Source organism: Lysinibacillus macroides (assembly GCF_001281525.1).
GTDB classification, from domain to species: Bacteria; Bacillota; Bacilli; order Bacillales_A; family Planococcaceae; genus Lysinibacillus; species Lysinibacillus macroides.
The window spans coordinates 92,637-119,311 of sequence record NZ_LGCI01000003.1 but is presented as its reverse complement, the minus strand read 5'-3'; the positions used below and the strand labels follow the sequence as shown (position 1 = coordinate 119,311).

Genomic DNA, 26,675 nt, shown 5'->3' with positions numbered 1-26,675 from the left:
TGGGCTCCTTTCTATTCAAATCTCACTTTATGAATCTTTGTAGGAAAATCTCCATAGCAAGACCAACCAATGCAAGTATGACCGTCCAAGCAAATACTGTTGGCGTATCAAAGAAAACACGTGCTTGACTAAGCTGCTGACCAATTCCCCCATGTCCTACAATTAATTCTGACATGACAATTGTCTTCCACCCCATTCCAACTGCTATTAATAGAGCCGAATGTAAGTAAGGTAATATTTGAGAGAAATAAATATCTCTTATCACTTTCTTTCGTGAAACGCTAAAACATTGGGCCATCTCGAGCAGTTCTTGAGGTGTTTGATGTATCCCTTTCATAACATTAAAGAAAAAAATAGGTACTAAGGTGACGAAAACAATAAAGATTTGAGCACCGCCCTGTTCTCCAAACCATAAAACAGTAAATAACATCCACGAAACGGGAGGGATGGATTGAGCTAAGGTAATAAGCGGCTTTATAACATCCTGTAGCATGTTGGATAAACCTGCTATGATTCCTAAAATACTACCCAATAACAAAGACAGCAGTATCCCCATTAGAAAAGACAATACTGTAATAAAGAAGGAAGACCAAAATACAGGGCTTCCTAATAGTTTGAATAGAACAGAAGCAACTACAATAGGACTGGGTAATAAGACATCAGGATATTTAGTAGCCAATATAAACCAGGCAAGAACTAGTATGGTGATGCTACCTGCTGAACGAAGTAGACTATTCATTGTAATAGAAGTCTTCATTAGGTAATGCACCACCTATAGAGTCAGGTGCAATCTCTAGTAAAATCTTAAAATAGGCTTCTATATCATTTCGGGCTTGTGAAGCAGTTTGAAAGTGTATGGAGCTATTTGCTAATGCGCTTTGCATAATTTTTTCATTACTTTTGAAAAAATCGCTCAATAAAGGCAAGGAAACATCAGGCTGTTGATATAAATCAGTAATGCCTGTTTCAGAAAGAGCTTGAAAGTGTTTAATCGCGTGTTGGTTACTAGCTGCCCAAGCCTTATTTACAAAAATCCCGGTTTGAGGTAGCTGTTGATTAAATTGTTTCTGCCATACTTCTTCAAAATTGATGACGATATGTAAATCCGTCTGTAAATTTGCTTGTACGATACTTAACAAGGGCTCTGGAATAACAACATGTTGGATAGCACCTGATGCTAGCTGTTGACCGATTTCTGAGATATTGACAAAGGATAGCTTCACATCTGGAATATTATGTTGAGCGATTAAGTAATTTGTTAAAATATCCGGCGGACCACCCTGACTAGGGACGAAAATCGTTTGATGTGCTAAATCTTCTATTTCGTGAACATTATCATCGGTTGAAACAAGAAACATAGAGCCAAATGTATTGACTTGAATAAGCTGTAAGGGCATACCCTTCGCATATAAATTTGCGCCCATGTTAAGAGGCATCGCCATAAATTGAGCTTGTTCTTTCTGAATTTGAGCTAAAAGGGTATCTGCTGTTTCCCATGTGATAAGCTTAATATCCTTTTGTTGATGTGCCAGCAAGATGCTTGGAAAAATGGCTGGCGATTTTGGAGCACTAATGGTTGCCTTGAGAGTATGAGGCTCATTTGAATCCTGATCATTAGTAGTTGCAGGAGATGACTGCGTTGAGCAGCCGCTAATAAGGGTAGCGGCTAGTAGGATAATAAAAAATGTGTAATAAAACTTCTTCAAAATAGTATGCCTCCTTGTGAAACTCTTGTACAATTTAATTAAGAATTATTCTCAATTATAAAGGCTTGGAAAAAAAGAACTATCCCATATTTCTGGGGGAGGTAGGTTTTGATGAAGGAAACACAATACTGGCGAAGAAAATCTGAACAATGCTTAAAGCACAGCAAAAATTCGTTTGAATATCGCCAATTGATGATAGAAGCTCTACGAAAGCAAATAAATTTTGCTGCTTATTGCTGCACATTAACGGATGCTCATACACTTTTTTCAGTAGGTGCTGTAACGGAGCATTCTATAGAGGCTATTCATCATAAGATTATGGAACTGGAATATGCTACAGAGGATATAAATAAATATGAATTTTTAGTATGCAGTGGTCAGTATTTAGGAAGGCTAAGTGATTCGACAAGCCAAAGTTTGCGTTATAGAGAAGTGTTAGCCCCCCATGGTTTTAGCGATGAAATACGAGCTGCATTAACATATCAAGGGCAATGCTATGGCTTTTTAACCCTATTCAAAAAGGCTGAAAATGAGCAGCCCTTATTTCAAGATAAAGATCTAGCACTGATAAAAATACTGATGCCAGTCATGGGAGAGGCGTTAAAGGAGTTCCATCATTATATTATTGAGGAGCGAATTCCAGCTATAGAAGGTGAACAAGGTATTATTATTTTTGATAAAGAGTTAAGAATTCTTTCAAGTAATACCAAGGCTAGTGAATTGCTATTCATTCTAAGAAAGCATGAAAGCTTATCTGATATACAAGTGCCTAAACCTATTCAAGCGATATGCGCAAAGCTACTTGCTGACAAGTACAAAAGCAGTTCTTCTTTAATAGTCCCTATCAAGGATACAGGCTATATTACTATTCATACATCACTTATGCTGACAAGCCAACTTGAACAGCAAATTGCTCTATTTATAAATGAAGCATCACCGAAAGAAATGTTAAATTTTTTAATAACAGCCTATAACCTTACGCCTAGAGAAAAGGAAGTGGTGTTTGAAATTATTAAAGGGATTCCTACAAAAGAGATTGCCTATAATCTTCATATTTCAACCTATACAGTACAGGATCATTTAAAGATGATTTTTCAAAAAGTAAATGTTTCGAATCGCAATGAGCTAGTATGGAAGATCTTTTCGCGGTTCCAATTAGATTAATAATATGAACAGTTAAAGGAATCTGCGAGAAATATAGCAGATTCTTATTATTTGTTAACAGTCATTTTGATTACATGACAGTGCAGGGAGCACTATTTTTTTAATCTAGCTCCATTTCATAACAAAAGGTTAAGAAAAATTAACCTAAAAAATGGAATGATTTCATGGTGGAATCTATAGACCTATAATATAATTAAAAAAAGTTAAAAGTCTCCAAAAAAACGAAACCTTTGAATTTTCTAGTAGGTATTAAGAACATATAACTCATAAACAGGATATCAGTTTTCTGAATTTTAAAACTAGATAAAAAATTGATTAGAGTATTATTTAGAGCTAGTGATACCATATTTTTCATAAGAGATATTAGAATACTGATTGGCAAGGGAGAATAATCTAATATATCCAAATTGAGTGAAATAATAAGGAGTAGAGGCTAGGTCGGCTTACAGACTAAATGGCTATAAATACTATTGCTCTTCGTGAGGCATTATTGGAGGGAAAATTCTACAGCATAATCTAGCTAACATTAGATGTCTCACAAAAAAAGTAAAAATAGAGCTGAATATCTATTTCATATTGTTAGCCGGGAAGATCTACTGAAAAAAGGCCATTCTCCTAAGCATTTTAGGAGAGATTGGAGCGATAAGATGAGAGTAGAGCTTAAGATGATAAGCTATTTCTCTACAAAGTCTACTCTTCTACCCGAAAGAAAGAACTAGACTCATAGGGATGGTCTGCTGAACAAATACCATGGAGGAATCCAATAGTGTACTTTCCGAAAGGCTCAGTATGTACTTAGAAAGAATTAAAAAGATTAAAGCAACGTATATGCTATTTAAAATGCGTACCCCCAACGAAATTATAAGAATATTGGAAATATATGTCAGTGATGTTGCTACAATTCAAGAGACAAATCATGACTTAATAGCGATGGTTAGTTAAAAAATAATTAGAGAGGATGGATAGATGTGGCGATTACAGAAGCAACATTAGGAATCTATGTAGAAGAGTTGCAGCCTTGCCTAAAAAATATTTATGAGCTAGAAGACAAGATGACTAAATGTAAAGAGGGAATTGATAGCATTATTGCCAAGTTAATAGACGAGGATTTAGAGATTAGGGCTTGGATAGGAGATCAGATATTTCGCACAGATAATCCAGAGCGAAAAGCAGTGGCCATTAAACTATTAAAAGAGCTGAAAAATGAGTTAAGTAGAACAACCATTGACTTAAATATTTTAAAGCACGATATTCAAGATGAATTAAATAGTCTTTTAATGGAGTTTCAAGATTGGCGAAAGTACTTTAAAAATACATTGCCGCTGATTTCTTTATCGATCGTTATGCCTTCTTATAAAACCGTCCATATAGATAAAGGTATCGCGTTTATTTTATTCGTTGCAAATCAATGCTTTGGAAAAATAAAAGTACTGAATAGTTTAATTAGGAAACTTAGTGCGCTTGCCGCTTTAGCCGCTGTACTTTATCTTATTGCTGGAATTATTCAAGGGGAAATGCGGAAAACATATTTTGAAAATATTCAAGCAGAAACAAATCAAGCAAAGAAGGATTTAGCTGAGACGAAGCAGCAAATTGATGTTGTACAAAATCAAGTGAATGCTTTCTTTAAAGATGTTACAAAGGCATTTCAGGCAACAGGACTTTTGCAGGTTATTTATACAAATCATCGAGAGCTCGTTTTCTTAGTGAAAGAGCAGAGCAATGTATTACGTAGGTGGTCTGATCAATTTAATGCTATGAAACGAATGAGTGAAAGAGGAATGGAGTTGGCTACTGCGGCTAGCATTGCGGCTGAAGTATTATGCAAAAATCCTGCTGATCACAACGAATTACAAAAGATCACAACTATTTTATTAGGATCATATTTAATGGAAAACGAAGCGACTTTAACAGAAGTAGCTAATATGCTGAAGATATCCGTAGAACAGGCTAAAAAAGTCAAGGCTATGTATCTATTGTTTAATAAACATGCACCGATAGAGATTGCAGAAGCTTTAGATATGGAAATCCAAGAAGTGGAGTTTATAGAAGAAGCAAATAAGGAGGTGTTAGCAAGCGTTGCCTAATGTGTTTTTTTGGCATTCATTGAGGGAGAGTGTGCATAATGTCAGATCAATATATAGGCGAAATTCGCATGTTTAGCGGTAAATATGCTCCTAAAGGATGGGAGTTATGCAATAGGCAATTATTGTCTATTGGGTATAATGGTTAGTTTTCTTATTAATGGATATAAAATGCGGAGGAGACGGTAAAAAAATTTTGCTTTACCGGATTTACGTGGAAGGTTACCGATTCATAAAAGTTCTCAATATCCATTAGCAAGTACAGGTGGGAGCGGAGGCAGTTACATTAACGAGCATACTGTGAAAGCTAAGAGGAATCAGGCAGACGCACTGTTGTATACGATGGTAACGGTAGCACGGGTGGATCTATGAAATAGAAGAAGCTGCAAGAGAACATACATTTACAGTAGACGTTGATGGAAAAGGAGTATTAATGGAATAAAGGCAAAAAGAAGGATTAACTTGGCATGTTCAAATAATCCTTTTCCTCTATGGGGAATTTCACAAATAATTGAACATCCCAGTCTTAATGGCAGTAAGACTCCTGTTTCAAGGATGCAAGGAACAAAGCAGCATAAGTGGGAGCTCAACTGGCAAGTATTGTGTCCGACTGGTTCAACTAACAATTAGTGAGGGATGAAAAAACCACTGATTGAAGTTTCACTTTAGTTACTATCTATAGTATGGGAGAGAGAATGATCAGTTATTGAAGGAGGATACGTATGTGTAAAAAAGATGAGGAAAATCAAGTGCAAGCTAATGCTAGTGAGGAAACAGCTAATAAGCAGGAAGAAAAAGAGAGCAAGGAAGCAGATAACAAGCAGGAAAAAAACGAGAGCAAGGAAGCAGATAGCAAACAGGAAGGAAACGAAAATAAGGAAGCAGTAAAGGAGGAAAAGGACTCCTTTTTAGACGAAAAAGAAAAAGATATTTTTGAAGCGCTTAATAAAACTATAAAAAAGCTTGAATATGAGAACAAGCTAAAAGAACAACAGTTAGGGCAACTTGAAAAACAAAAGAAGTTACAAGCACAATTTGAACGATTGAACGAAAAAAATATGAAGGAAGAGCTTGAGGTAGATGAAATAAGAAAGAAATTGCAGAATCGCGCCCAGCTTCTCGCAAAATTTCAAGTACCGTTGCCAGATTTAAAGGAGAATATTGGTACTAAGATGGGAGAAAATCCGTTGGCAGCGCTCGAATTTACAGAGGAGGAAAAAGCTTTCTTAAATCTCCCGAAAATAAATAAGGATGCAAAGATAGGAGATGATTTCTATAGCTTAAATTATACGGAACGGGAAGATTTATATGATCGTATAGGAATTTATCGTGGATTAGTAATCCATAGCACTATAAAGGATACTGTAAGACAAAGCTTCTATAATGTATTGAAACGTTCTCCTGAAAGTATCGAAGTGTTAAATAAAATACGAGCTAACAACAATAAAGATGAGACTAGGGTAGGTACGAATTCCGATGAGACTTATGCTGCTACTGTTTTGTACCGAAAATCTCAATACACAGGAATGTTAGATAGTTCATATACCTTCTCCGAAATTGAGCATCAGCTTCAGGTAAACGGTATTCAAAATTTAAGTGTATCAGCCGCAGTAACGACTCTTTTTGGTTCGGGTGTTGGTGCAGGTTATGGTTATAATCGTCAAACAGAAGAGAGTAAAGCACAGGTAAAAAAATGATGTATATGACAAGCAATTATTATTTGCCGAAGATTGAGTTATCCTTTGATAGTCTTATTCCGTGTGCTAGTGATGAGTTTGTGAATGCAGTACATCATGCGCTAGCACTTGATAATGATAAAGGAGTAAGGAGTTATCGTCAGCTAGTAAAGGTACTGGAAGCATATGGTCATTTTATACCAACAAGTGTGACATTAGGTGGTAAATTAATTTCAACACAAAACAAAGAGATAAGCAGCTTGCAGGCAGCAAATGAGGAATCAAGCCGACATGCAGCTGAAGTAAAGGCGGCAATTAATACATTAGGTGTTTCTGCGGAAGCAAACATTAAGGGACAGCTTGGTAAGCGTGAACAAGATAAAGACAAGCAAGTTTCAGAAGAGCAAGCGATTCAATTTACAGCTATGGGAGGAGAGGGATCATTTTTACGCGATGCAGGTCAATGGGCACAATCCCTTAATAGCTATAAGGGTTGGACAATGGTGAAGTCCGATGAATTGATTCTTACTATTAGTATGCTTCCAGAAGCGTTATATCACGAATGTATTACAATGATGCGAAACTATGTACAGAAAAAAACAGTGCAGGAACTTATTCTTGAAGGTTCTCATTTCCTATTTTACGGACAATATAATGACATTATTAGTCAGTATGTTCGAAAAGATTACTGTCATATTCGTAGCTTGGACTGTCAAGTAGGGGAGGTGAAGTTATTAACATGCACAGCATCGATTCCTACAGATGGGGCTGAGTTAAAGGCGGAACCCTATGAATATGATGCTAACTCTCAAAAACGTCAAGTGTGGTATATGACAGCAGAAGGTTATATCGTGTGTGGTGCACTTAATAATGGGAAAGAATTTGTACTGACCGCAATGGGATCTAAGGTAGTTCTGGGGGAAAAGGGGCGATATCCGAATCAAACATGGGAAATGACAGGATCTGGTCATATTATTAATACAAGTTTAGATTTTAAACAGGTGCTAACATTAAGAGATAGGGATGTTAGATTGGATCAGCAAAATACTACTGTAGCGAAGGATCAATTATGGTCGTTAGTGGATGCAGGACAGGATTGTGCCTCACAACAATTAAAATCCATGGAGAATATAGAAGAAAGCAGTAATGAGTTGGTAGGACAAATCGATCCATTTCCTGTTAATGAAGAAGAATTCTTTGTCATTGCAGGTGAGGGTGGTCATGTATTATCTATTAATAAGTCGAGTTGGAATTTTTCGCGTCTAGTCAATAATGATGAACTGGTTGTTACTATGCTAAATAGTGACGTGGATTATCAGCTTTGGAGATTTACTAAGGACGGCTATATAGTGAGTAAGTTGTATGGTGAGAATGAAAAAGAAATGGTTCTTACATTGGCTAATAATGAACTTGTTATGCGGGTAAAGGAAGAAGGAATGGATAACCAATTATGGGAATTCAAAAATAGGGAGACTTTCTCACGAGGAGAGGTGAATCGAGGTGGTATAGGTCTGAAAGGGACAGGAATGATGATTGCGTTTTCATCTTTGCTCGTTGAGAATAATAATGTTACAACGTACCATAGAAAGGCTGTTAAGTTGTCCCCTAAATTATCTGGTGAGGATGAAAAGCTTCAAAGATGGAGACTTATTAGAGCAAGGGATAATCAAGCCGTATTTATTCCTAGGACACAATATCGTTTGATCAACCAGGGAAAACGTGATGAGCAGTTAGTATTGGCTGTAGAAGGCGGAAAAACGGACGAGAATACCCGTACTTGCCTTCAGTCATCTAGTCAAGACGGAACCCAAAAGATTGCACAGTGCTGGCAGTTACGAGAGAACTTAGATGGAACCTATACCATCTATCTTGACGGAACAGATAAGGTACTAGATGCGCTAAACTATGGTAAAGATAATGGAACAACAGTACAAATTGTACGTAATGTACAGAATAGTGCACAAAAATGGTACTTATGGTTTGAAGAAGATGGTGTTTTGCTACTTCGCAACCAGCATAGTGGCAAATTTTTAACGGCAGCCGGTACAGAAAGTCGCTCTTATGTTCAACTTTTTGATGAAAGTAAGGATAGTAAACTACGGAAATGGAAGCTCTCTGTTTGGAGTTGAGAATTAGTATATTTTCTAATTAAGTACAATAGTTGTATAAATGTAAAGAAACACGGCTCTTTTAACAACAGATGATGCATTTTTATTTGGGAGGTGAGTAACTTAGCTAGATGAAAGATAAGGTGAAATTGCGAGTAGCATTACCTGAAGAGGAAGAGATTCTTTACTCATTATATGTATCTACAAGAAAAAGTGAATTTGCCATATTGGAATGGGATGAGCAACAAATAGAAGGATTGTTGCGCATGCAATACGATGCTCAAAAGGTGTCTTATCAGCAACAATTTCCTAACGCCAAATATGAAATCATTATGTATGAAGATGTTGGAATTGGTAGATTAATAGCCGAAGTACAACAGAAAGCAATACGTCTGATTGATATTTTCATACTTCCTGAATATAGAGGAAGAGGAATCTGTACAACGCTATTGAAAGAATTGCAACAAATAGCTGCTGAATTGAGATTGCCTTTAGAATTGAATGTGTTGATGGGGAATCCTGCACAGAGGTTGTATGAGAGATTGGGGTTTGTTGTTACGGATGAAACGCCCCCGTATTTATTAATGATATGGGAGGTTGATAGATAAGAGGGTGTATTCGTGAATAAGAATTTTTGAATTTAGTAAGATCAATTGATAGTATATAATTTTAAAAAATAATTTATAAGAGTGAGAGGAGAATGGTATTAATGGATGCTTTTATAGGAACTATTTTACCTTGGTCTACAGATTGGGCTCCTAGAGGATGGTTTTTATGCCAAGGGCAAGAATTACAAATAAGAGAGCATGCTGCACTTTATGCAATAGTTGGATTAAAATACGGAGGGAATGGTTCAACTACGTTTAAATTACCTGATTTGCGAGGTAGAGTACTAGTAGGAATGGGGCAAGGTGAAGGATTAACGAATAGGCCAATTGGACAAAAGGGGGGCAGTGAAGAAGTGACCTTGCTAACTAGTCAGATACCCCCACATAATCATTCAGTTACATTAAATAATACATTTAGTGCAGGAATTAGTGGTGGAAGTATTAGTAACGGAACATGTGAAGTTACTGTGAATTTACCAAATAATGCAACCACGGTAGCAGGGAACGCGACATCTGTGCCAAGTTCAAATACATGTTTAGGTGTAGCAAGAACGACTGCTAATCAACCTATAAACATATACAGCACAAATACACCTGATACGACACTTCAGCCTAATTCGGTGCAGGCCACAGGAACGGTAGCAGGAACAGTAACAGGAACCGTAAATGGAACGGTTACAGGAACAGTAAATACTGGCGTAACAGGCTCTGGCACTCCTGTTGCGAATATGCAACCTTATCTAATTTTAAATTATATTATATGTTATCAGGGTATTTTTCCAGATAGACCATAATTAGTAAACAAATTAAACGTTTTATAAAGCTAATTATTTAATAATTTTATATTTTCATAGAAATGTGTAGTGTATCTAATGATTTGAGGTAGATATTTAGAACATTTTGGATATCCGTAGAGGAGTCTTTAACAGTAAAGTTCTTATATAGTGAGAATACGAATTTTCCAAGTGTTTATATCTTGATTTGTATAAACAATCCTTACAATCAAGGAACTAAACTTATTTTGAGGAGAGGATTGGATGGAAAATAAAAAGTGGTTGAAAATTATTTCCGTATTTGTAGTTGGGTTATTGCTTTTTAATTTAATTTCTTTTGGTGGATTTGCAGATATAGAAGTAAGTGCAAGTTCGGATACGAATGTTGCGTTAGGGAAGCAATATTTGGCTTCAAGTGTAGAGGGAGATTTGGCAACAGCCGATATGGCTTTTGATGAAGATGAACTTACTTATTGGGGGTCTAATCCAGGTGAGGGAGAAATTACTGAGAGTAATCCCGCTTGGCTGATGGTGAATCTTGGTACACCACATACGATAAACCGTTGGGTTGTGGTGGGTGCAGCATTCAAGGACATAGCAATGGAATCGTATACCGTAAAAAATATTAAGTTAGAAGGTAGTAATGATGGTGTGAATTTTACCCAAATCGATTTTTCTGATAATAATATAGAAATTGATTCTAGTGGATATACAACAACAATTGATAAAACATTTTCTTCTTCAGTAACATATCAATATTTTCGAGTGAAAGTTACAGAAACTTTTTCGAGTATGCCAGGAGAAATCTTAACGGCTATGATTTATGAATTTGAATTATGGGGGTATCCAGTTGCTGGAACAGTAGATGCGGAGACGCCAGCAATCGGTACGCAGCCAGTAGGAGCGACTGTGAACCAAGGAGCTACCAGTCCAACATTAAGTGTAGGAGCAAGTGTAGGTGACGGAGGCATATTAAGCTACCAATGGTACAGCAATACGACGAATAGCCCAAGTGGAGGAACTGCAATTAGTGGAGCCACAAATGCGACCTATGAAGCTCCTACCTCTACAGTAGGCACGGTGTATTACTATGTAGTAGTGACAAACACAAATAGTGGAGTAAGTGGCAATCAAACCGCGCCAGCTACAAGTAATGTAGTAGGGGTAAGCGTGAATGCATTGGTGGATGCCGAGACGCCAGTAATCGGAACGCAGCCAACGGGAGCGACTGTGAACCAAGGAGCCGCAAGTCCGNTGAAAGCAGGTTACATGTTTGCGGGCTGGAACACGCAAGCAGATGGTAGTGGAATAGATTATGCATCAGGTTCAACTTTTCCAATGGGAAGTGGAAATGTCATATTATATGCAAAGTGGAATCCTGTAACTGTGACATATACAGTGACGTTTGATGTCGCTGGAGGGAGTGCAGTATCGAACCAAACTGTAGCACATGGGGAAAAGGCAAGTCAGCCAACGCCAGCCCCAGCAAAAGCGGGTTATACATTTGGTGGCTGGTATACAAGTAATGCCTACACAATGCCTTATAATTTTGATAATGCAATTACAGCGAACACCATGATTTATGCAAAATGGATTAGCAGTAATAGTAATACAGGTGGGGGCAATACTAATTCGTCCTCGAACCCTGAATCAGGTTCAACCACACCTTCAGCCAATGTAGAGGAAATTGTGGTGGATGTAGAGTCTGGTGATGGTGACTTAGTTTCTAAAACAACGATAAAACGAACGAAAAATGTAGATAACACGATGAAGGATGAAGTGACATTAACAGCAGCAAGCGCAACAGAGACAATTAGGAAATTAAAGGAACAAGGGAATGATAAAGCACGGATCATTATTCCAGACCAGCAGGATCAAGTAAATCAAGTCCAAGTGTCTGTACCAAAAAATGTGGTGACACTTCTACAAAATGGTGCAGTCCATCTTGAAATTGTCACAGATAACGTCAGAATTGAAGTGCCTAAAACTTCATTGGAAATGTTTCATGATGATCTCTATTTCCGATTGGTTCCTATAAAGGGGCAGGATGAACAACTAGAGATTAAAGAGCAAGCGAACAAGGAAAGCATTGTGCAGCAGTTAGCAGGAAGCGCAGTTGTGGAGTTACTTGGTCGCCCAATGACAATTGAAACGAATATGCAAAGCCGTCCTGTAACATTAACTCTTCCATTGCCTACAGATATTACACAGGAGCAACTTGATCATTTGGCTATCTATATTGAGCATAGTGATGGCACAAAAGAGGTTGTACGTGGAACAGTTGTAGAGTTTCAAAAGGGAATAGCAGGTTTACAGTTTGAGGTAAATAAGTTCTCCACTTTCTCGATTCTCTACTTACCAGAAAAGGATGAGGTGAAGGAGCCAACTACTGACGCTGTTACACATCTACCTTATATTCAAGGCTATCCAGATGGTACCTTCCGTCCAGAAGCGCCTGTTACACGCGCACAAATGGCAAGTATGTTTGCCCGTCATATAACGAACAATGACATCCCTGAGGCAAGTGCAACATTTACAGATACTGTGAAGCATGATGCTAAAGATGCTATAGAATTTGTAACAGAAACAGAGCTATTTAAGGGAATTACTGCAACAAGTTTTCAGCCAAACGGCTCGATTACGCGTGCCCAGATGGCAACAGTGGCTGCTCGCTGGATAGAACAGCAATGTGAAGATCGTCCTGATGCAGATTTCTGTCAACCAACCTCACAAAGTGTGGAATTTAAAGATGTGAGCGACAATCATTGGGCAAGGAAAGCGATTGATACTGTCAATACAGTAGGGATTATGACAGGGATTAAGGCAGATACATTTAATCCAGAGGGCTTCTTAACACGTGCACAGGCGGTGAAGATATTAAATCGACTGTTTGAACGTCAAGTTCTAACAGAAGTCCAAACACCATTATTTCCAGATGTGCCAAGACAGCATTGGGCATTTTATGAGATTCAAGAAGCAGCAAAATAATAAGCACAAAAACACGACGATTTGTTAGGGAATCGTCGTGTTTTTTGTCATGACTCAAAGAGGAGTTGATAGCCAGAACCTCTCACGGTTACAATTTTAGCTCTATGGCCAGGGGCAGATTCAAGCTTTTTTCGTAAATTACTAATATGGGCCTTTAATGCCTGTGTATGTCCGATACTTTCCTCCGCCCAAATGTGCTTATACAGGTCCGTGGGATGAAAAATTTGCCCTGGTCGTTGTGCTAGAAAGAAAAAAATTTGGAATTCCTTTGTAGATAACACAAATGCTGTATGGTCAATATAAACTCTTCTTGAGTGAACATGAAAGTGAAAATTCTCTATACTAATACAAGCATCTTCCTCTATTAAGTTTACAGTAGTTTTCGATTGAAATTGCTTTCTACGCAAAGAGATTCTTTCGATTGTTTTTGTTAAACGTTCTCTGTCAAAAGGTTTTAAAATATAGTCAACAGCCTGAACAGTAAAAGCCTCTATTGCATACTGTTCATAGGCAGTTACAAAAACAATGTCTATTAAATAAGAAAGCTTTCTTACTTTACTGGCAAACTCAATACCATCCATTTCAGTCATTTCGATATCTAAAAAAAGAATATCTGGTTTGAGTGTAGGAATGTTTGTAAAAGCTTCTAGTGGATTTAGAAATTTCCCTACTACACTAACAGCACTATTGCCCTGTAACATAGCCTCTAATAAATCGATTGCCAAAATTTCATCGTCTACAATAATGGCCTTTAACATTTTTTACCTCCTTTCATCTAAAATAAGTGGAAATTTTATTTTTACAGTTGTTCCTTCATCTACAACACTGCTGATATGGAAAGTGGCATTATTATATTTTTTTAAACGTTTCGAGATATTACGAATTCCAACACCTTGATCAACAGCTGATTCTTCCATTAAAAGTGTCTCTAACAATTCCTGAGTCATGCCAACGCCGTTATCTTTAATCTCAATATCAATCATTTGCAGTTCTTTTTTTATAATCATTTTCACTTGACCGTTTACTCGCTTCGTTTTTAATCCATGGAAAAGTGCATTTTCAACTATAGGCTGAAGCAGTAGGGGTGGAATGAGAATATTCAGATGCTCCTCAATATGAACATCCCATTCAAGCTGTTCAGGATACCTCATCTGATGAATATTTACATATGTTTGTATAAGAGTAAGCTCCTTTTCTAAGGGAATGAGGCTATTCGTATTCTCAAATGAAAAGCTATTTCTTAAAAAAGTTGCAAAATCGGTTATCATGCTACGTGCTTTATCTAAGTCTAAATAACTAAGAGATAAAATAGAATTTAGAACATTATAAATAAAGTGTGGTTTAATTTGTGCTTGTAAAAAAGCAGTTTCCATTTTAATAGCTGTTTCTGCAGAGTCCTTTAATAAAATAAGGTTTCGAACTCTTGTCTTCAGCTCTGCTGTATCTAATGGCTTATGCAGAAAATCATTAGCTCCTGATTGGAAGGCTGCAATCAAATCTTCCGGACGAATAGCTGCTGTAAGCATTAGGATTGGTAGCTCTGTAGAAGAATAGTTTTTCCTAATTTTTTGACAAACCTCATAGCCAGAAAGGTTAGGCATCATGATATCTAAAATTAATAAATCTACATCTGGGTGTAATGTCAATTGTTCAAAAACGTGATGACCATCGTCAACTGCAATGATAGAGTAATTTTCTTTTTTTAGAATATCGATTAATACGCTGAGATTAATATGGTCATCATCTGCAATCAAAATTGTTTTGTCCGCTTTTTCTTCCGTAAAATAGGGAAATGTTACGGGTGAATATTCCTTTGCTCGTATAGCATTTTTCTTCTTGTGTTTATCCAGTTGTTCCTTTTTTAATTGTTTTAAAGGTAATTTGACAAGAAAGGTCGTTCCTCGCCCAACAACTGAATAAACAGTGATGTCACCCCCATGAAGTTTGACGAGCTCCTTTGTAACATTTAGACCTAGCCCTGCACCTCTACTCATCTTCTCTAATTGGTGAAATGGCTCAAAAATCATCTCTAAATGTTCTGGAGCAATACCTCGTCCAGTGTCACTTACCTTTATAACCAGAAATTCCTGTTCTTCGTGGCACGATATTTCCACTTTTCCCTGCGGTGTATATTTAACAGCGTTTTCGATTAAATTATAAAGAATTTGGCGGAGTCTATCCTCATCAGCTAAAACGAACTTTCCCCGTTCAATGTAATTATAAATTTTCACATCCTTATTTCCAATGTACGATAAAATTTCCACGATGACATGTGTGACAGAATATAAGTCAACATTGGTAATACGAAGCTTTAGTTCACCCTCCTTTAATTTTGAAAAATCCAATATATCGTGGACAAGGTGCGATAACTTTTCTGTGATGTTAAAGATAAGTGATATTTTTTCCTTTTGCGCTACCGTCAATGATGAACTTTCATTTGGCTCTAACATGGACTGAGAAATAGCCATAACACCATGTAACGGTGTACGAAATTCATGCGAAGTTTTTGCGAGAAGCTCATCTTTCAATTTATCCACTTTTAGTAGTGCATTTGTTAATCTTCCCTTTTTTAAATAAGAATCTGTAAAACGATGGGAAATATAAAGAGAGATCGTCGTTAAACAAATAAATGGCAACAAGGGTGGTAAAGAATAGAGCTCTAAATTTATATTGAGATTTAAAGTAGCTACAATCATATAAATAAGAATAGCCATAGAGCTAAGCCATAAATAGCGTGTCCCTACTGAGCGTTTATATATAGCAATGACTTGAATGTAAAAGATATATAAGATATTGGTAAAAACATAAATAGAATGTACAACCTGTAAATAAGAGCTAACGGATATTGGGAGAGGAACCGTAGCTAATAATATAAAACCGATCATACAAAGTCCCAGCACAATTTTTTTAGAAGCAAATTGCTGTAAGGCATGATAAAAATATAACAGCATAAAGATGCCTGTGGAGATACTTGAGATAATTTGAATTCTTATAAGCAGCTCGTAGCTGATAGGAAGAAACGACATTAAAAGCTTCTCACCGTGAGAGACACTGTATAAAAAAATCATGAAACAGAATAAGGAAAAATAGAGCTGTTCAATTTCAAGCTTTGCATAAAAATAAGAGCTAGCAAAATAGATAAACATTGTAAAAAATGCAGCAATAGTTATTAAATCATAGAATAAAGAGTTTTCCCTTAGTTTTCCAATACTTTCTTGATCGCCAATGAAAATAGAGCCAATAATTCCCCCACCTGATGCATAATCAAAATTGGCTACATGGATGATGAGCTCAATCTCTTGTGATTCAGGTAAAAAATAGGCAACATACGGTACATTTTCTTGTACATATGTTGAATCTTCAGCAGGCTTACCACTGTGTCCAATGCGTTTTTCATTTATATAAATTGCATTTGACATACGAATATTCCCTGTTTTTATACCTAATATCTCTTCTGTACTATTAATTAAAATTTTTAGTCGATATGTACCGCTGCCAAATGCAGAGTATCTTTCACCATTAAGATCGTAATTTGCCCACAACGAAGGAACATTTACTAAATAGGTATCATTGCTATGGAATTCCGAATAATTCACTAATTTATCAGGTACAAAATCCCATTCTCCATCCAATTTAACTGGATTATTATGGTGAAAATCGTGTTGTCGAAGATCGATAACCCCTCCGACAGCTTTAGGGGCATCAGTGCTCGGCTGTTTGAGTAAGCGAGAGCCTCCTCCAATAATAAAAATACTAATAATGACGATAAATAATAGTAATAACTTTCTCATTCTTTTTCTCTCAATTCAATTATATTTTAGAGATATTGAGCGTTTATACCTATTAATACAACAGCGATTCTGATTAAAAAGACCAATATGTTCCCAGTATATCATGTGAAAAGTTAAGTAATAAATAGGTGAAATTGTATAATTATCTATGAAAAAAATAATGTAGATGGTATGAATATCAAATAAAGAGGGGCCTGAGGTCATAATACGAAATCAATAGAGTATCATTTTTGAAGATAGTCTTTTTATGCATTTAAGGGATTTAAAGTGCATATACTTACAATCACTCTCTTTTATGCTTATAATAAGGGAGTCAGATTTTTTCTGAAATAGTAGCCACAAAGTGAGCGATTGTGATTGAAAAAATTATTATATGTAGTTTTCTTTGTTGTTTTTATCGTCATTTTTTTGTACGTAAACAATCACTGGCTAGTCGTAAGTAAGCATGTATTCGAATCAGAAAAAGTGCCAGCTAGCTTCGATGGGCTACGCATTGTACAAGTATCGGATCTACATGATGCTCGCTTTGGTGACGATCAGCAGAAACTGATTGCTAAGGTCCAGGCCACAAATCCTGATTATATTTTTATCACAGGTGATGTGATAGATAGCAATCGCTATGATTTACAGCAAAGTTTACAGGCGGTGAGGGGGCTAGTGGATATCACGGATGTGTATTATGTACTTGGCAACCATGAAGTAGCGACGAATAAGGTGAGTGAAATTTATGAGGCGCTGTCATCGTTAGGGGTACATATACTGGCCAATGAATCGACCGTATTAAAGCGCGACGGGGAGCGCTTGGCGATTGTTGGCATTGAAGATCCGTTAATGGGAACATCAACAGAGGATATGCTGGATATAGCTACAGCCAATTTACCAGATGATATGTTCAAGCTATTGCTAGCACATCGACCTGAAATGTTTCGTACGTATGTAAAGGATGGCATAGATTTAGTGTTTTCTGGACATGCACATGGTGGGCAGATTCGTATTCCAGGTCTTGGTGGGCTTATTGCGCCAGGACAGGGGCTATTTCCAAAATATACGGCTGGTGTCTATGAAGAAAACACAACAAAGATGGTGGTTAGTCGAGGGCTAGGGAATAGCTCAGTGCCTTATCGCATGTTTAATTTACCAGAGATTATTGTGATGGATTTAAAGAAAAAGTAAGCACTGCGTAGCTTTTACGCGGTGCTTTCCATTTGTTTGCGTTCTGTTCGTTTCACAAGATAAATACTGATTTCATATAAAATAATCATCGGTATTAAGACAAGTAGTTGACTTATAAAATCGGGTGGTGTGATCAGGGCAGACCCTACACCCATTGTGATATAAGACCAGCCTCGTATTTTTTTCATGGATTCAGCAGTGAGTACACCGATTGCTGATAAAAATAAGGCGATAATTGGAAGTTCGAACAATAAACCAAGCGGCACAGTAGTCATAATTAAAAAGTGCATATATTCACTAGCTGATACCATAACATCAAAATTGGTAGCTCCTATGCTCACTAAAAATGAATAGCTAAGTGGATTGACAACGAAATAGCCGAAAATGACCCCTACTAAAAAGAGTACTAGCATCATCGGTGCATAGAGACCTAAAAAGCGACTCTCGTCTTCCTTTAAGCCCGGTTTTACAAAGCTCCATAAAAAATGAACGAGAAAAGGCATTGAAAAACCAAATGCTAAGGTCGTTGAAATAGTCATATAAAATTTCACAACCTCAAGCGGACCTAAAATAATAAGTGAATGGCCTCGTGTAATAAACGGAAACCAAATATTAATCGTTGAAAAGACCACAATAAAAAATACAATAAAAACGGCTAGCCCTTTTATAATTTGCTTTCGTAGCTCTGAAAGATGTTCTAGCAAAGAGGTAACAGGGGTAAGAGGCTCCTCTACCTCCTGTGTAATGGTTGTTGAAGCTTCCATAGATGTGAAAGGCTTATCGAGAGGGCTTATATATTTTCTTTTTCCATCTTCATATGGATCCATAGGAAACCCTCCTACGAAACATCCGATTTTTTGTTAGTCTTTTTCACTGAATCATCATCCTCATCATCGATAAGCCCTTTCGTAGACTTCTTAAATTCTGCAAAGGTTTTGCCAACTGCGCCACCGATTTCTGGTAATTTTTTTGGTCCAAATACAATTAAAACAATTACTAAAATTATGATTAATCCAGGTACACCAATTGCTCCAAGACCGCCCATTTACCTTACCTCCTTATCAATTTTTATACTAAAGAACCACCTGACTGACTATATTTAATAATGCCCTCTGCACAGCGATAAGCAAGCGCTCCTAACGTACCTGTTGGATTGTAGCCGCTATTATGTGGAAAATTCCCAGCACTCACCGCAAAAAGATTATCCACATCCCAATGCTGTAGGTAATTATTTACAACGCCTTCCTCAGGCGTTAAGCTCATCACAGTGCCTCCTGTATTATGAGTTGTTTGATAGGGCACAATATTGTAATCCGTGATTTCAGCGTTTGGCACAATTGTTTTTGCACCCATTTCCTTCATAATCTCCGCTGCTCGTGCAGAAATATATTTATGAAGTGCACGATCCTGATCCGTAAAATTGTATGTTAGCTGCATCAATGGTAGCCCGTAAGCGTCTTTGTAAACAGGGTCCAGTGACAAATAGTTTTCCTTATGAGGCATACATGCACCTTGCGCACCAATCCCGAATGAGCGTGTATAGTAATAAATTGACTGCTTTTTAAATTCGGGACCCCAAGTCGGTGTATCTGGAGGTGTTGGGTTCGAGCCGATTGGTCGTGTACCGGTTTGTGTCAGGGCAATATTTCCACCATGAATAAAATCTAAATCGCTATGGTCAAAATTATCACCATTGTAGTCGTCTATACACATCCCTAATGAACCTGCGCCCATAAATGTATTGTATTGTTCATCGAAAAATCCAGCGGCACCAGGTAAGATTTGATAGCAATAATTTCTGCCAAGTGTGCCTTTGCCAGTAGTAGGGTCATATCTTTCACCGATATCTGAGACCATTAACAGCTTCGCATTATTAAAGACATAGCTCGTCAGAACAACAGCATTCGCAGGTTGAATAAATTCCTCTCCTGATACTGTATCAATATATCGAACACCAATGACTTTATTGCCTTGCTTCAAAATTTCAACAACATTGGAATTATAACGTAAATCAAAATTACCTGTCTTTAATGCAGTTGGCACAACCGTAATTTCTGCAGAAGATTTTGCTCCATATTCACAGCCAAAGCGCTCACAGAAGCCGCAATATTGACAAGCATTTATCGTTTCGCCATCAGGATTTTTGTAAACCTCTGAAACATTGGCTGAGGGCACCATGTAAGGTGTTAGCTTTAAGTTTTTTGCAGCTGTTTCAAATTGTGCAAGCATCGGCGTTTTTTTCATTGGTGGTGTTGGATAGGGATTCGACCGTTTTCCAGCAAATGAATTTTTATCATCTCCTGAAATACCAGCCGTTTTTTCAAATTTATCGAAATAAGGCTCAAGCTGATCGTATGTTAAAGCCCAATCCTGAAGGAGATAATCAGGACCAAGCTTATTAGGCCCATAACGTTTATCTGTTAAGGTTTTTATTTGAAAGTCATAGGGTAAAAAACGATAGGTCATCCCATTCCAGTGGGTTCCTGAGCCTCCTAGCCCTTCACCAAGTAAAAATGAGCCTAGCTGACGCATTGGCAAAGCTTTCATATTGCGATCATTACGAAAGCTGACCGTTTCCTTGGATAGATTTTGCATTAAATCATAGCGAATGGCATAACGGTATTCATCATGCACATTTAAGTAATCTTCAGTACCACGTTTTTGCCCACGCTCTAAACCAACAACCTTTAAGCCTGCTTTGGCACATTCAGCAGCGACAATCCCGCCTGTCCAACCTACACCAACTGTTACCACATCTACACTTGGCAATGTTTTAGCCATCTTCTAACCCCCTTAGTGATTGCCTAATGAATTAGGCTCAATTTTTTGAAACTTTGGGTCCTCAATTTGAGCAATATAAGCCATTTGATGACCAGGGAAATTCTTCATACGCCAGCCATCCATATTGCGATTGCCCCCATACATCGGGTCGGAATAGGCTCCCTCTAGTGTGGCTGCACGTAACAAAGTAAAGAAGAATGCGGATGTTACACCAACCATTTCTACCTCCCCCTTTTGAAAGGCGGTGAGAATTTCATCCATTTGTGAGCCCTCTAAATCATTAAAGCTTTTTTGATAACGTTTTTGAGCTTCATCCTCTAATTTCTGAATGCCCTGTCTAAAGATTTCCGCTCGTGTTAAGCGACTTTGATACCCTTGTGTAGGAGCCCCCACATCAAAGGGACCTTGCATATATTCTTTAGAATTACTGCCATATTGTCCTGCCAGTTGATGATCGATAAAGTAGGGAACATCCAAGCCTATCGCGCCTGGGCCTAAATCATCTTCTGGGAAAATTCGTTCAGTCGCTTTTGCCAAAATATTAAAATCTGTATCCCTTCTAAAAAACATTTTAGCCTTTGGTGAAGCAGTCGCTTCATTTGTAGCACCATGCCCACCATGCTCCATAGTAGAAGTTCCCTTACCATTGATGTTATAGCCTACTAGGCCACCTATTAATCCACCGCCGACTAATGTCCCCGCTGCAATACCAGTTGTCTTTAAAAAATCACGGCGCGAAACATTATTTTTATCTGTGCTCATAGAAAGCCTCCCCTCAAAATGTTTGAAATCCTTTCTATCTTTAATCATCAGCAAAAAATGTGAATTATAATCAATTTTTGTTGGAAAAAGTATTAATTTCAGTTAATAGAGAAAATGGCGAGGTATTGCCATTGATTACGCCTTGGTGCAATAGGACCTACCGCTTCGCTTTTGGTACAACAAACATCTGCTGAACCAAGATAAAAAGAGAAGTTGTTCAATGAACAGCTTCTCTTTAGGATAATTAAATATTTTGCATAGCTTTTAGTAATTCTTCTTTAGTCATTGTACAGTCACCGCCACCTTGTACCATTTGGTCGCTTCCGCCACCTTTACCATTGATAAGTGGTAGTACCTTGTCAGCGATATCCTTCATGCTTTTTTCTATATATTTCCCTTTCGCAGCAACAAATTGTAGCTTGTCCTCATTTTGAGATACTAGGAGAGCCATCATATCTGCTTGCTCCGTCACAATGATACGAGCTATTTTTTGCAGTTCCTGCATTGTTCGCTGATCAAAGACTGCTGCCACAAGCCTAGTGTTTTGTGCCATAAGTACCTGCGCTTCATATTTTAATAGCGACTCTTTTGCGGCTGTCAGTGCCTTTTCTGTATTTTTTTGAGCTTTCAGTATTTTTGTAAGTGCTGTTGCCGCTTCAATTTCAGGCACACTTAATTGGCGCGCAACATCAGCTAATACTTTTTTTCGCATAGCCAGCTCAGCTAACACTCGTTGTCCACAAACAAAGGAGACACGTACATGGCCTTTTATTTTTTCAGTGCCGAGAATTTTAATGGCACTAACCTGTCCTGTAGAAGCTGGATGGGTTCCTCCACAGCCGTTGTAATCAAAATCAGGTATAATCACAAGGCGAATATCTCCTGATACGGCTACTTTCTTTCGAAGCTGATAGGCGACAAGTTCATTTTCTGTAACCCATATTGTTTCAATTGGACGGTTTTCTAAAATAATAGCATTTGCTCTAGCCTCTGCTGCTGCAAGCTGTTGCTCTGTCAGTGTATCTACAGCAATATCAATGGTCACCTGCTCCTTTCCTAGATGAAAGCTTACCGTCTGTGCATCAAAAAGCTCGACAAATGCAGCTGTTAAAATATGCTGCCCTGCATGCTGCTGCATATGGTCGAAGCGTCTTGACCAATCCAATTTTCCATGCACAACACCATCTAAAGCAGATAACTCACCTTGAATATAGTGGCGAATTTCATCGTCTATTTTTTCAACATCTACCACAGGCACATTATTCAAAGTACCTGTATCGTGAGGCTGACCTCCGCCAGTTGGGTAGAAGGCTGTATTCGATAACACAACATATGGACGACCAGCCTCATCCTTTTCTTTGCGAACAATGCTTGCGTCAAATTCACGTAGCATCACATCTCGATAATATAATAGCTCCTTCAAGAAAAAGCCTCCTTATTATATGAAATAACTGCCATTTAATTGTGGCATAATTATTTAAAGGTGTATATGGCTTTTCTAGTTGACCCATGCTGAAATTGATTTAATATAGAAAAGAACAGCTAAAGATAAAGGAGTTAGAAGAATGGACATTACACAATTCTCAATGGAAGAAATTTTAGACCCAACCAATATTATTGAAGGTAAGCGTTATGAATTTATTCTGGATGTAGAAATTGATGAAGAGGATGAGCTTTACCACGAAGCTGGCATTGAAATTCGTGTTCTTATTGGTGAAAAAGACGAAGAACCATTTATATTAAATTACTTCATCATGGAAAAGGCTGAAGGTGAATATTTAGACTTTGCATTAGAGGATGATGAACTAGAAGAAATTTTGACATTCTGCAAAGAAGAAATAGCGAAAGCATAGTAAGTAACAGGTAGAGAATATATATTCTTTACCTGTTTTTTTATTGAATTAAGGATTATGTAAGCTTGATGAAATATACATGTAGTATGGAAGGATTAAACTTAGTTTTAGTGTTTAGAAAATAGGGCAATTTAAAGAGAGAGGTGTTTCTATGTCAACGTACACACAATCCATTTTTATAGCATTTTTCATAACCATTATTTTATCCTTTGTACTATTTATACCATGGCTGATTTATACGTATCGCAAGTATGGATATTTATCGATGTCCAAAACCATTATCATGTTCTCATTTATTTTTTACTTTTTAACTGCGCTTTGTTTAGTATTATTACCATTTCCATCTACCAGAGATACTTGCTCACTTCAATCCCCGGACACCGTTCATACTAATTTGCGTCTTTTTCAATTTGTTGATGATGTTTTAAAGGATAGTGGCGTTGTTGTCACAAATCCATCTACATGGCTTGCTATCACAAAACAGCAGGCATTTTTTCAAGCCTTCTTTAATTTTTTACTACTAATGCCATTCGGCGTTTACTTGCGCTATTTTCTTAAAGAAAGAAGGTACTGGAAACGTGCATTTTTAATTAGCTTTTTGCTAACATTGTTTTATGAGGTCACACAAAGAACAGGCATTTATGGCATCTTTAATTGCGCATACCGAATCTTTGATGTCGATGACTTATTACTAAACAGTGTAGGTGCGCTCTTAGGCTTCTTCTTAGCACCAATTGTTTGGGCATTATTCCCCTCTCATGAAGAGGTTGAGGCTAAAGCTGCTGAAATGGAAAAAAACGATATTGTTAAGCCAATTTCTATTTTACTAGCTCTGGTCATTGATTTATTTATCGTCCAATCAGTTTGGATGATTATTGGTGTTCTGACAGAGTATAGCGGTACTTTTGAATTCTTAGTGAAAACGGCTCTGTACATGGTACTCTTTGGTTTGATGCCAAGTATGATGAATGGAGCAACGCTAGGTATGAAGGTGATGCGTTTTACAATGGTCAACAAGAATGGCAAAAGTATCGTAAAGCAATCATGGCGTCGCTGTATTGCTATTATCGCTACCTTGTGTTTATCAGAGGCTATTACAACATTAGGTGACATCCAATTAGATATGGATTCACCATTTTATGTTCTGCAAATTGTCATTTCTCTGCTTACCGCAATAGCAGGTTTTGCACTTACAATGATCATAGCTATTCATATGGTACGCGTCATCGTAAGTGGTGGAAAACGACGTTTGTATATCGATCAATATGCAGATTTAATGGCAACAAGGAAAAAATAAGGGGGCTTGTAGAATGAAATACGTCATCATTGGGGGAGATGCTGCAGGTATGTCTGCAGCAATGGAAATTTATCGGAATGTTCCAGGAGCAGAAATAACTACTTTAGAACGTGGTTTTATTTATTCATATGGGCAATGTGGATTGCCTTATGTTGTAGATGGTCGTATTTCATCAACCAAACGTTTAATTGCAAGAGATGTCGAGACTTTTCGAGATAAGTATGGCATTGATGCAAGAGTTGGCTATGAGGTAGAGCATGTAGATATAGAGAAGAAGGTTATTACAGGTACACAAGCAAGTGGCGATCATTTTGAGATTACCTACGATAAACTTCTTATTGCAACGGGAGCTAGTCCAGTCATGCCTGTGAAAAAGGGGATTGAGCTAGAAGGTATCCATACGGTAAAAACAATCCCTCAACTAGAAGATTTATTGGCAGATTTAACACCAGATATTGAGCAGGTAACCATCATAGGTGGTGGCTATATTGGTTTAGAAATGGCTGAAACGATCCATGCCTGTGGGAAAAAGGTAAGACTAATTCAACGGGGAAGTCATGTAGCACGTATTTTAGATGAGGAGCTTGCCCAACATGTTCATGAGGAAGCAAAAAAGAACGATGTAGAGCTGTTATTAAATACGAGCGTTGAAGCATTTGAAGGAAATAAACGAGTGGAACATGTTATTACAGATAACGGCGTTTTGGAGACGGATTTAGTGATTGTTGCTTCAGGCATAAAACCAAATACACAGTTTTTAAAGGATACTGGAATGGCATTTGCAAAAAATGGAGCGATCATTGTAAATCGTCATTTAGAGACGTCTATTGAAAATATTTATGCAGCTGGCGATTGTGCAACACATTTCAACATTGTGAAAGAACGTTTAGATTATATACCTTTAGGAACGACTGCCAATAAACAAGGTCGTTTAGCTGGTCTCAATATGTCAGGGAAATTTGCGCCTTTTAGAGGAATTGTGGGCACTTCTATTTTAAAATTTTTCAATTTAACTATCGCTACAACAGGTATTAATGAGCGCGATGCTAAAGAGCTTGGCTTTGACTATGAGGCATTTAAATTATCTGCACGCCATATAGCTGGCTATTATCCAGGTGCACAACGTATGTTTATTAAAGTGATCGTTCGCAAGCGTGATCAATTGCTATTAGGTGCGCAAATCGTGGGACCAGCGGGAGTCGATAAGCGTATCGATGTGTTTGCGACGGCATTATATAGTAAAATGACCTTACCTGATTTGCTAGATTTAGATTTGGCCTATGCACCACCATTCAACGGTGTTTGGGACCCTTTGCAGCAGGTGGCAAGAATGAATGGACGTTTATAATAGGAGGTAGAGCGATGAGCATTTATGATATTAACGTAACCTTAGAGGATGGTACGGTCTATAGCCTAGAACGTTATAAAGGAAAGCCTATGCTAATTGTTAATACAGCTTCCAAATGTGGCTTTACACCACAATTTGAAGAATTAGAAGGGCTCTATGAAAAATATCAGGAGGAAGGTCTTGTTGTACTAGGATTTCCATCCAATCAATTTAAACAGGAGCTAGCGACTGCTGAGGAAGCGGCCTCCCAATGTCGATTAACATATGGCGTGACCTTCCCGATGCATGACATTGTTGATGTAAATGGCAAGAAGGCACATCCTATTTTCGATTATCTCACTTCTCACTCCAAAGGATTTTTAGGCAATAGTGTTAAATGGAACTTTACAAAATTCCTTGTAAACCGCAATGGAGAGGTTATTGGACGCTACGCCCCAGCAGATAAGCCAAGTAGCATTGAGGAAGATATTAAGCAAGTTTTAGAATCATAAAATTGGAAGGATTCATGCACAAAGCTGTGCATGAGTCCTTTTTGGTTAATAAACCTTAAAAATTGGTCAATA

General features: G+C 37.5%; 22 protein-coding genes and 1 pseudogene. 14 read left to right on the top strand and 9 right to left on the bottom strand.

The features are described from left to right. Positions 1–22 precede the first annotated feature (22 nt). Together ADM90_RS02590 and ADM90_RS02585 are read right to left on the bottom strand one after the other, a co-directional pair. On the bottom strand, positions 23–757 hold the full coding sequence (locus ADM90_RS02590) for an ABC transporter permease (RefSeq protein ID WP_053993509.1): 735 nt from the start codon (positions 755–757) through the stop codon (positions 23–25). Further along, positions 732–1,706, bottom strand: a complete 975-nt coding sequence (locus ADM90_RS02585; protein WP_053993508.1) for an ABC transporter substrate-binding protein — start codon at positions 1,704–1,706, stop codon at positions 732–734. Before ADM90_RS02585 ends, ADM90_RS02590 begins: the two co-directional genes overlap by 26 nt. A gap of 111 nt (positions 1,707–1,817) precedes the next feature. On the opposite strand from ADM90_RS02585, the gene ADM90_RS02580 reads away from it, so the two are divergent. The 9 genes and pseudogenes from ADM90_RS02580 to ADM90_RS24950 all read left to right on the top strand — a co-directional run. After that, positions 1,818–2,870, top strand: coding sequence for a helix-turn-helix transcriptional regulator (locus tag ADM90_RS02580; RefSeq protein ID WP_053993507.1), 1,053 nt, complete (start codon positions 1,818–1,820; stop codon positions 2,868–2,870). 968 nt (positions 2,871–3,838) lie between these two features. Then, complete coding sequence (locus ADM90_RS02570; RefSeq protein ID WP_053993505.1) at positions 3,839–4,957, top strand: hypothetical protein; 1,119 nt, start codon at positions 3,839–3,841, stop codon at positions 4,955–4,957. 38 nt (positions 4,958–4,995) lie between these two features. Continuing rightward, positions 4,996–5,103: a tail fiber protein gene (locus ADM90_RS25495; RefSeq protein ID WP_083448433.1), complete on the top strand. Its 108-nt coding sequence runs from the start codon at positions 4,996–4,998 to the stop codon at positions 5,101–5,103. A 573-nt stretch (positions 5,104–5,676) separates the two neighbouring features. Beyond that, positions 5,677–6,651 (top strand): hypothetical protein, encoded by a 975-nt coding sequence (locus tag ADM90_RS02565; protein ID WP_053993504.1) that lies wholly within the window; start codon positions 5,677–5,679, stop codon positions 6,649–6,651. A 5-nt stretch (positions 6,652–6,656) separates the two neighbouring features. Next, positions 6,657–8,759, top strand: coding sequence for an RICIN domain-containing protein (locus ADM90_RS02560; RefSeq protein WP_161804051.1), 2,103 nt, complete (start codon positions 6,657–6,659; stop codon positions 8,757–8,759). Between the two features lie 110 nt (positions 8,760–8,869). After that, the gene (locus tag ADM90_RS02555; RefSeq protein ID WP_053993502.1) at positions 8,870–9,346 is read left to right on the top strand and encodes a GNAT family N-acetyltransferase; all 477 of its coding nucleotides are present in this window, start codon (positions 8,870–8,872) and stop codon (positions 9,344–9,346) included. A 101-nt stretch (positions 9,347–9,447) separates the two neighbouring features. After that, positions 9,448–10,140, top strand: coding sequence for a phage tail protein (locus ADM90_RS02550; RefSeq protein ID WP_053993501.1), 693 nt, complete (start codon positions 9,448–9,450; stop codon positions 10,138–10,140). A 243-nt stretch (positions 10,141–10,383) separates the two neighbouring features. After that, positions 10,384–11,373, top strand: a pseudogene (locus ADM90_RS25295) (discoidin domain-containing protein); the annotation flags it as partial. A 1-nt stretch (position 11,374) separates the two neighbouring features. Next, a partial coding sequence (locus tag ADM90_RS24950) for an S-layer homology domain-containing protein (RefSeq protein ID WP_268766600.1) occupies positions 11,375–13,107 on the top strand: 1,733 nt, incomplete at its 5' end. 47 nt (positions 13,108–13,154) lie between these two features. On the opposite strand, the gene ADM90_RS02540 is transcribed toward ADM90_RS24950, so the two are convergent. Further along, the gene (locus ADM90_RS02540) at positions 13,155–13,865 is read right to left on the bottom strand and encodes a response regulator transcription factor (RefSeq protein WP_053993500.1); all 711 of its coding nucleotides are present in this window, start codon (positions 13,863–13,865) and stop codon (positions 13,155–13,157) included. Between the two features lie 3 nt (positions 13,866–13,868). Continuing rightward, positions 13,869–16,898 carry a hybrid sensor histidine kinase/response regulator gene (locus ADM90_RS02535; protein WP_053993499.1) on the bottom strand — a complete coding sequence of 1,010 codons (3,030 nt, stop codon included), beginning with the start codon at positions 16,896–16,898 and terminating at the stop codon, positions 13,869–13,871. A gap of 357 nt (positions 16,899–17,255) precedes the next feature. On the opposite strand from ADM90_RS02535, the gene ADM90_RS02530 reads away from it, so the two are divergent. After that, positions 17,256–18,071 carry a metallophosphoesterase gene (locus tag ADM90_RS02530; protein WP_053993498.1) on the top strand — a complete coding sequence of 272 codons (816 nt, stop codon included), beginning with the start codon at positions 17,256–17,258 and terminating at the stop codon, positions 18,069–18,071. Positions 18,072–18,085: 14 nt separating this feature from the next. Here the strand turns inward: ADM90_RS02530 and tatC are convergent, their stop codons facing one another. From tatC to ADM90_RS02505, 5 genes are all read right to left on the bottom strand, one after another. Beyond that, on the bottom strand, positions 18,086–18,835 hold the full coding sequence (tatC, locus tag ADM90_RS02525; protein ID WP_412176971.1) for a twin-arginine translocase subunit TatC: 750 nt from the start codon (positions 18,833–18,835) through the stop codon (positions 18,086–18,088). A 74-nt stretch (positions 18,836–18,909) separates the two neighbouring features. Beyond that, positions 18,910–19,116, bottom strand: a complete 207-nt coding sequence (gene tatA, locus ADM90_RS02520; protein ID WP_053993496.1) for a twin-arginine translocase TatA/TatE family subunit — start codon at positions 19,114–19,116, stop codon at positions 18,910–18,912. A gap of 23 nt (positions 19,117–19,139) precedes the next feature. Continuing rightward, the gene (locus ADM90_RS02515; RefSeq protein ID WP_053993495.1) at positions 19,140–20,852 is read right to left on the bottom strand and encodes a GMC family oxidoreductase; all 1,713 of its coding nucleotides are present in this window, start codon (positions 20,850–20,852) and stop codon (positions 19,140–19,142) included. 12 nt (positions 20,853–20,864) lie between these two features. Next, positions 20,865–21,614 (bottom strand): gluconate 2-dehydrogenase subunit 3 family protein, encoded by a 750-nt coding sequence (locus ADM90_RS02510; protein WP_053993494.1) that lies wholly within the window; start codon positions 21,612–21,614, stop codon positions 20,865–20,867. A 244-nt stretch (positions 21,615–21,858) separates the two neighbouring features. Beyond that, positions 21,859–23,037, bottom strand: a complete 1,179-nt coding sequence (locus ADM90_RS02505; protein WP_053993493.1) for a serine-tRNA(Ala) deacylase AlaX — start codon at positions 23,035–23,037, stop codon at positions 21,859–21,861. A gap of 142 nt (positions 23,038–23,179) precedes the next feature. Between ADM90_RS02505 and ADM90_RS02500 the strand changes: the two genes are divergently transcribed. The 4 genes from ADM90_RS02500 to ADM90_RS02485 all read left to right on the top strand — a co-directional run bounded on the left by ADM90_RS02500 (position 23,180) and on the right by ADM90_RS02485 (position 26,603). Next, positions 23,180–23,467, top strand: a complete 288-nt coding sequence (locus ADM90_RS02500; protein ID WP_053993492.1) for a DUF6509 family protein — start codon at positions 23,180–23,182, stop codon at positions 23,465–23,467. 151 nt (positions 23,468–23,618) lie between these two features. Continuing rightward, positions 23,619–24,764: a VanZ family protein gene (locus ADM90_RS02495; RefSeq protein WP_053993491.1), complete on the top strand. Its 1,146-nt coding sequence runs from the start codon at positions 23,619–23,621 to the stop codon at positions 24,762–24,764. A gap of 13 nt (positions 24,765–24,777) precedes the next feature. Next, on the top strand, positions 24,778–26,112 hold the full coding sequence (locus ADM90_RS02490; protein WP_053993490.1) for an FAD-dependent oxidoreductase: 1,335 nt from the start codon (positions 24,778–24,780) through the stop codon (positions 26,110–26,112). A 14-nt stretch (positions 26,113–26,126) separates the two neighbouring features. After that, positions 26,127–26,603 (top strand): glutathione peroxidase, encoded by a 477-nt coding sequence (locus ADM90_RS02485; RefSeq protein WP_053993489.1) that lies wholly within the window; start codon positions 26,127–26,129, stop codon positions 26,601–26,603. The last annotated feature ends 72 nt before the right edge of the window (positions 26,604–26,675 follow it).

What these genes read in the sequence shown, in the direction of transcription:
- ADM90_RS02560 (WP_161804051.1), top strand. Translation starts at nt 6,657, where the DNA reads ATGACAAGCAATTATTATTTGCCGAAGATTGAGTTATCCTTTGATAGT.
- ADM90_RS02510 (WP_053993494.1), bottom strand. Translation starts at nt 21,614, where the DNA reads ATGAGCACAGATAAAAATAATGTTTCGCGCCGTGATTTTTTAAAGACA.
- tatA (WP_053993496.1), bottom strand. Translation starts at nt 19,116, where the DNA reads ATGGGCGGTCTTGGAGCAATTGGTGTACCTGGATTAATCATAATTTTA.
- ADM90_RS02550 (WP_053993501.1), top strand. Translation starts at nt 9,448, where the DNA reads ATGGATGCTTTTATAGGAACTATTTTACCTTGGTCTACAGATTGGGCT.
- ADM90_RS02490 (WP_053993490.1), top strand. Translation starts at nt 24,778, where the DNA reads ATGAAATACGTCATCATTGGGGGAGATGCTGCAGGTATGTCTGCAGCA.
- ADM90_RS25495 (WP_083448433.1), top strand. Translation starts at nt 4,996, where the DNA reads ATGTCAGATCAATATATAGGCGAAATTCGCATGTTTAGCGGTAAATAT.
- tatC (WP_412176971.1), bottom strand. Translation starts at nt 18,835, where the DNA reads ATGGAAGCTTCAACAACCATTACACAGGAGGTAGAGGAGCCTCTTACC.
- ADM90_RS02535 (WP_053993499.1), bottom strand. Translation starts at nt 16,898, where the DNA reads ATGAGAAAGTTATTACTATTATTTATCGTCATTATTAGTATTTTTATT.
- ADM90_RS02500 (WP_053993492.1), top strand. Translation starts at nt 23,180, where the DNA reads ATGGACATTACACAATTCTCAATGGAAGAAATTTTAGACCCAACCAAT.
- ADM90_RS02565 (WP_053993504.1), top strand. Translation starts at nt 5,677, where the DNA reads ATGTGTAAAAAAGATGAGGAAAATCAAGTGCAAGCTAATGCTAGTGAG.
- ADM90_RS02590 (WP_053993509.1), bottom strand. Translation starts at nt 757, where the DNA reads ATGAAGACTTCTATTACAATGAATAGTCTACTTCGTTCAGCAGGTAGC.
- ADM90_RS02580 (WP_053993507.1), top strand. Translation starts at nt 1,818, where the DNA reads ATGAAGGAAACACAATACTGGCGAAGAAAATCTGAACAATGCTTAAAG.
- ADM90_RS02495 (WP_053993491.1), top strand. Translation starts at nt 23,619, where the DNA reads ATGTCAACGTACACACAATCCATTTTTATAGCATTTTTCATAACCATT.
- ADM90_RS02515 (WP_053993495.1), bottom strand. Translation starts at nt 20,852, where the DNA reads ATGGCTAAAACATTGCCAAGTGTAGATGTGGTAACAGTTGGTGTAGGT.
- ADM90_RS02540 (WP_053993500.1), bottom strand. Translation starts at nt 13,865, where the DNA reads ATGTTAAAGGCCATTATTGTAGACGATGAAATTTTGGCAATCGATTTA.
- ADM90_RS02485 (WP_053993489.1), top strand. Translation starts at nt 26,127, where the DNA reads ATGAGCATTTATGATATTAACGTAACCTTAGAGGATGGTACGGTCTAT.
- ADM90_RS02555 (WP_053993502.1), top strand. Translation starts at nt 8,870, where the DNA reads ATGAAAGATAAGGTGAAATTGCGAGTAGCATTACCTGAAGAGGAAGAG.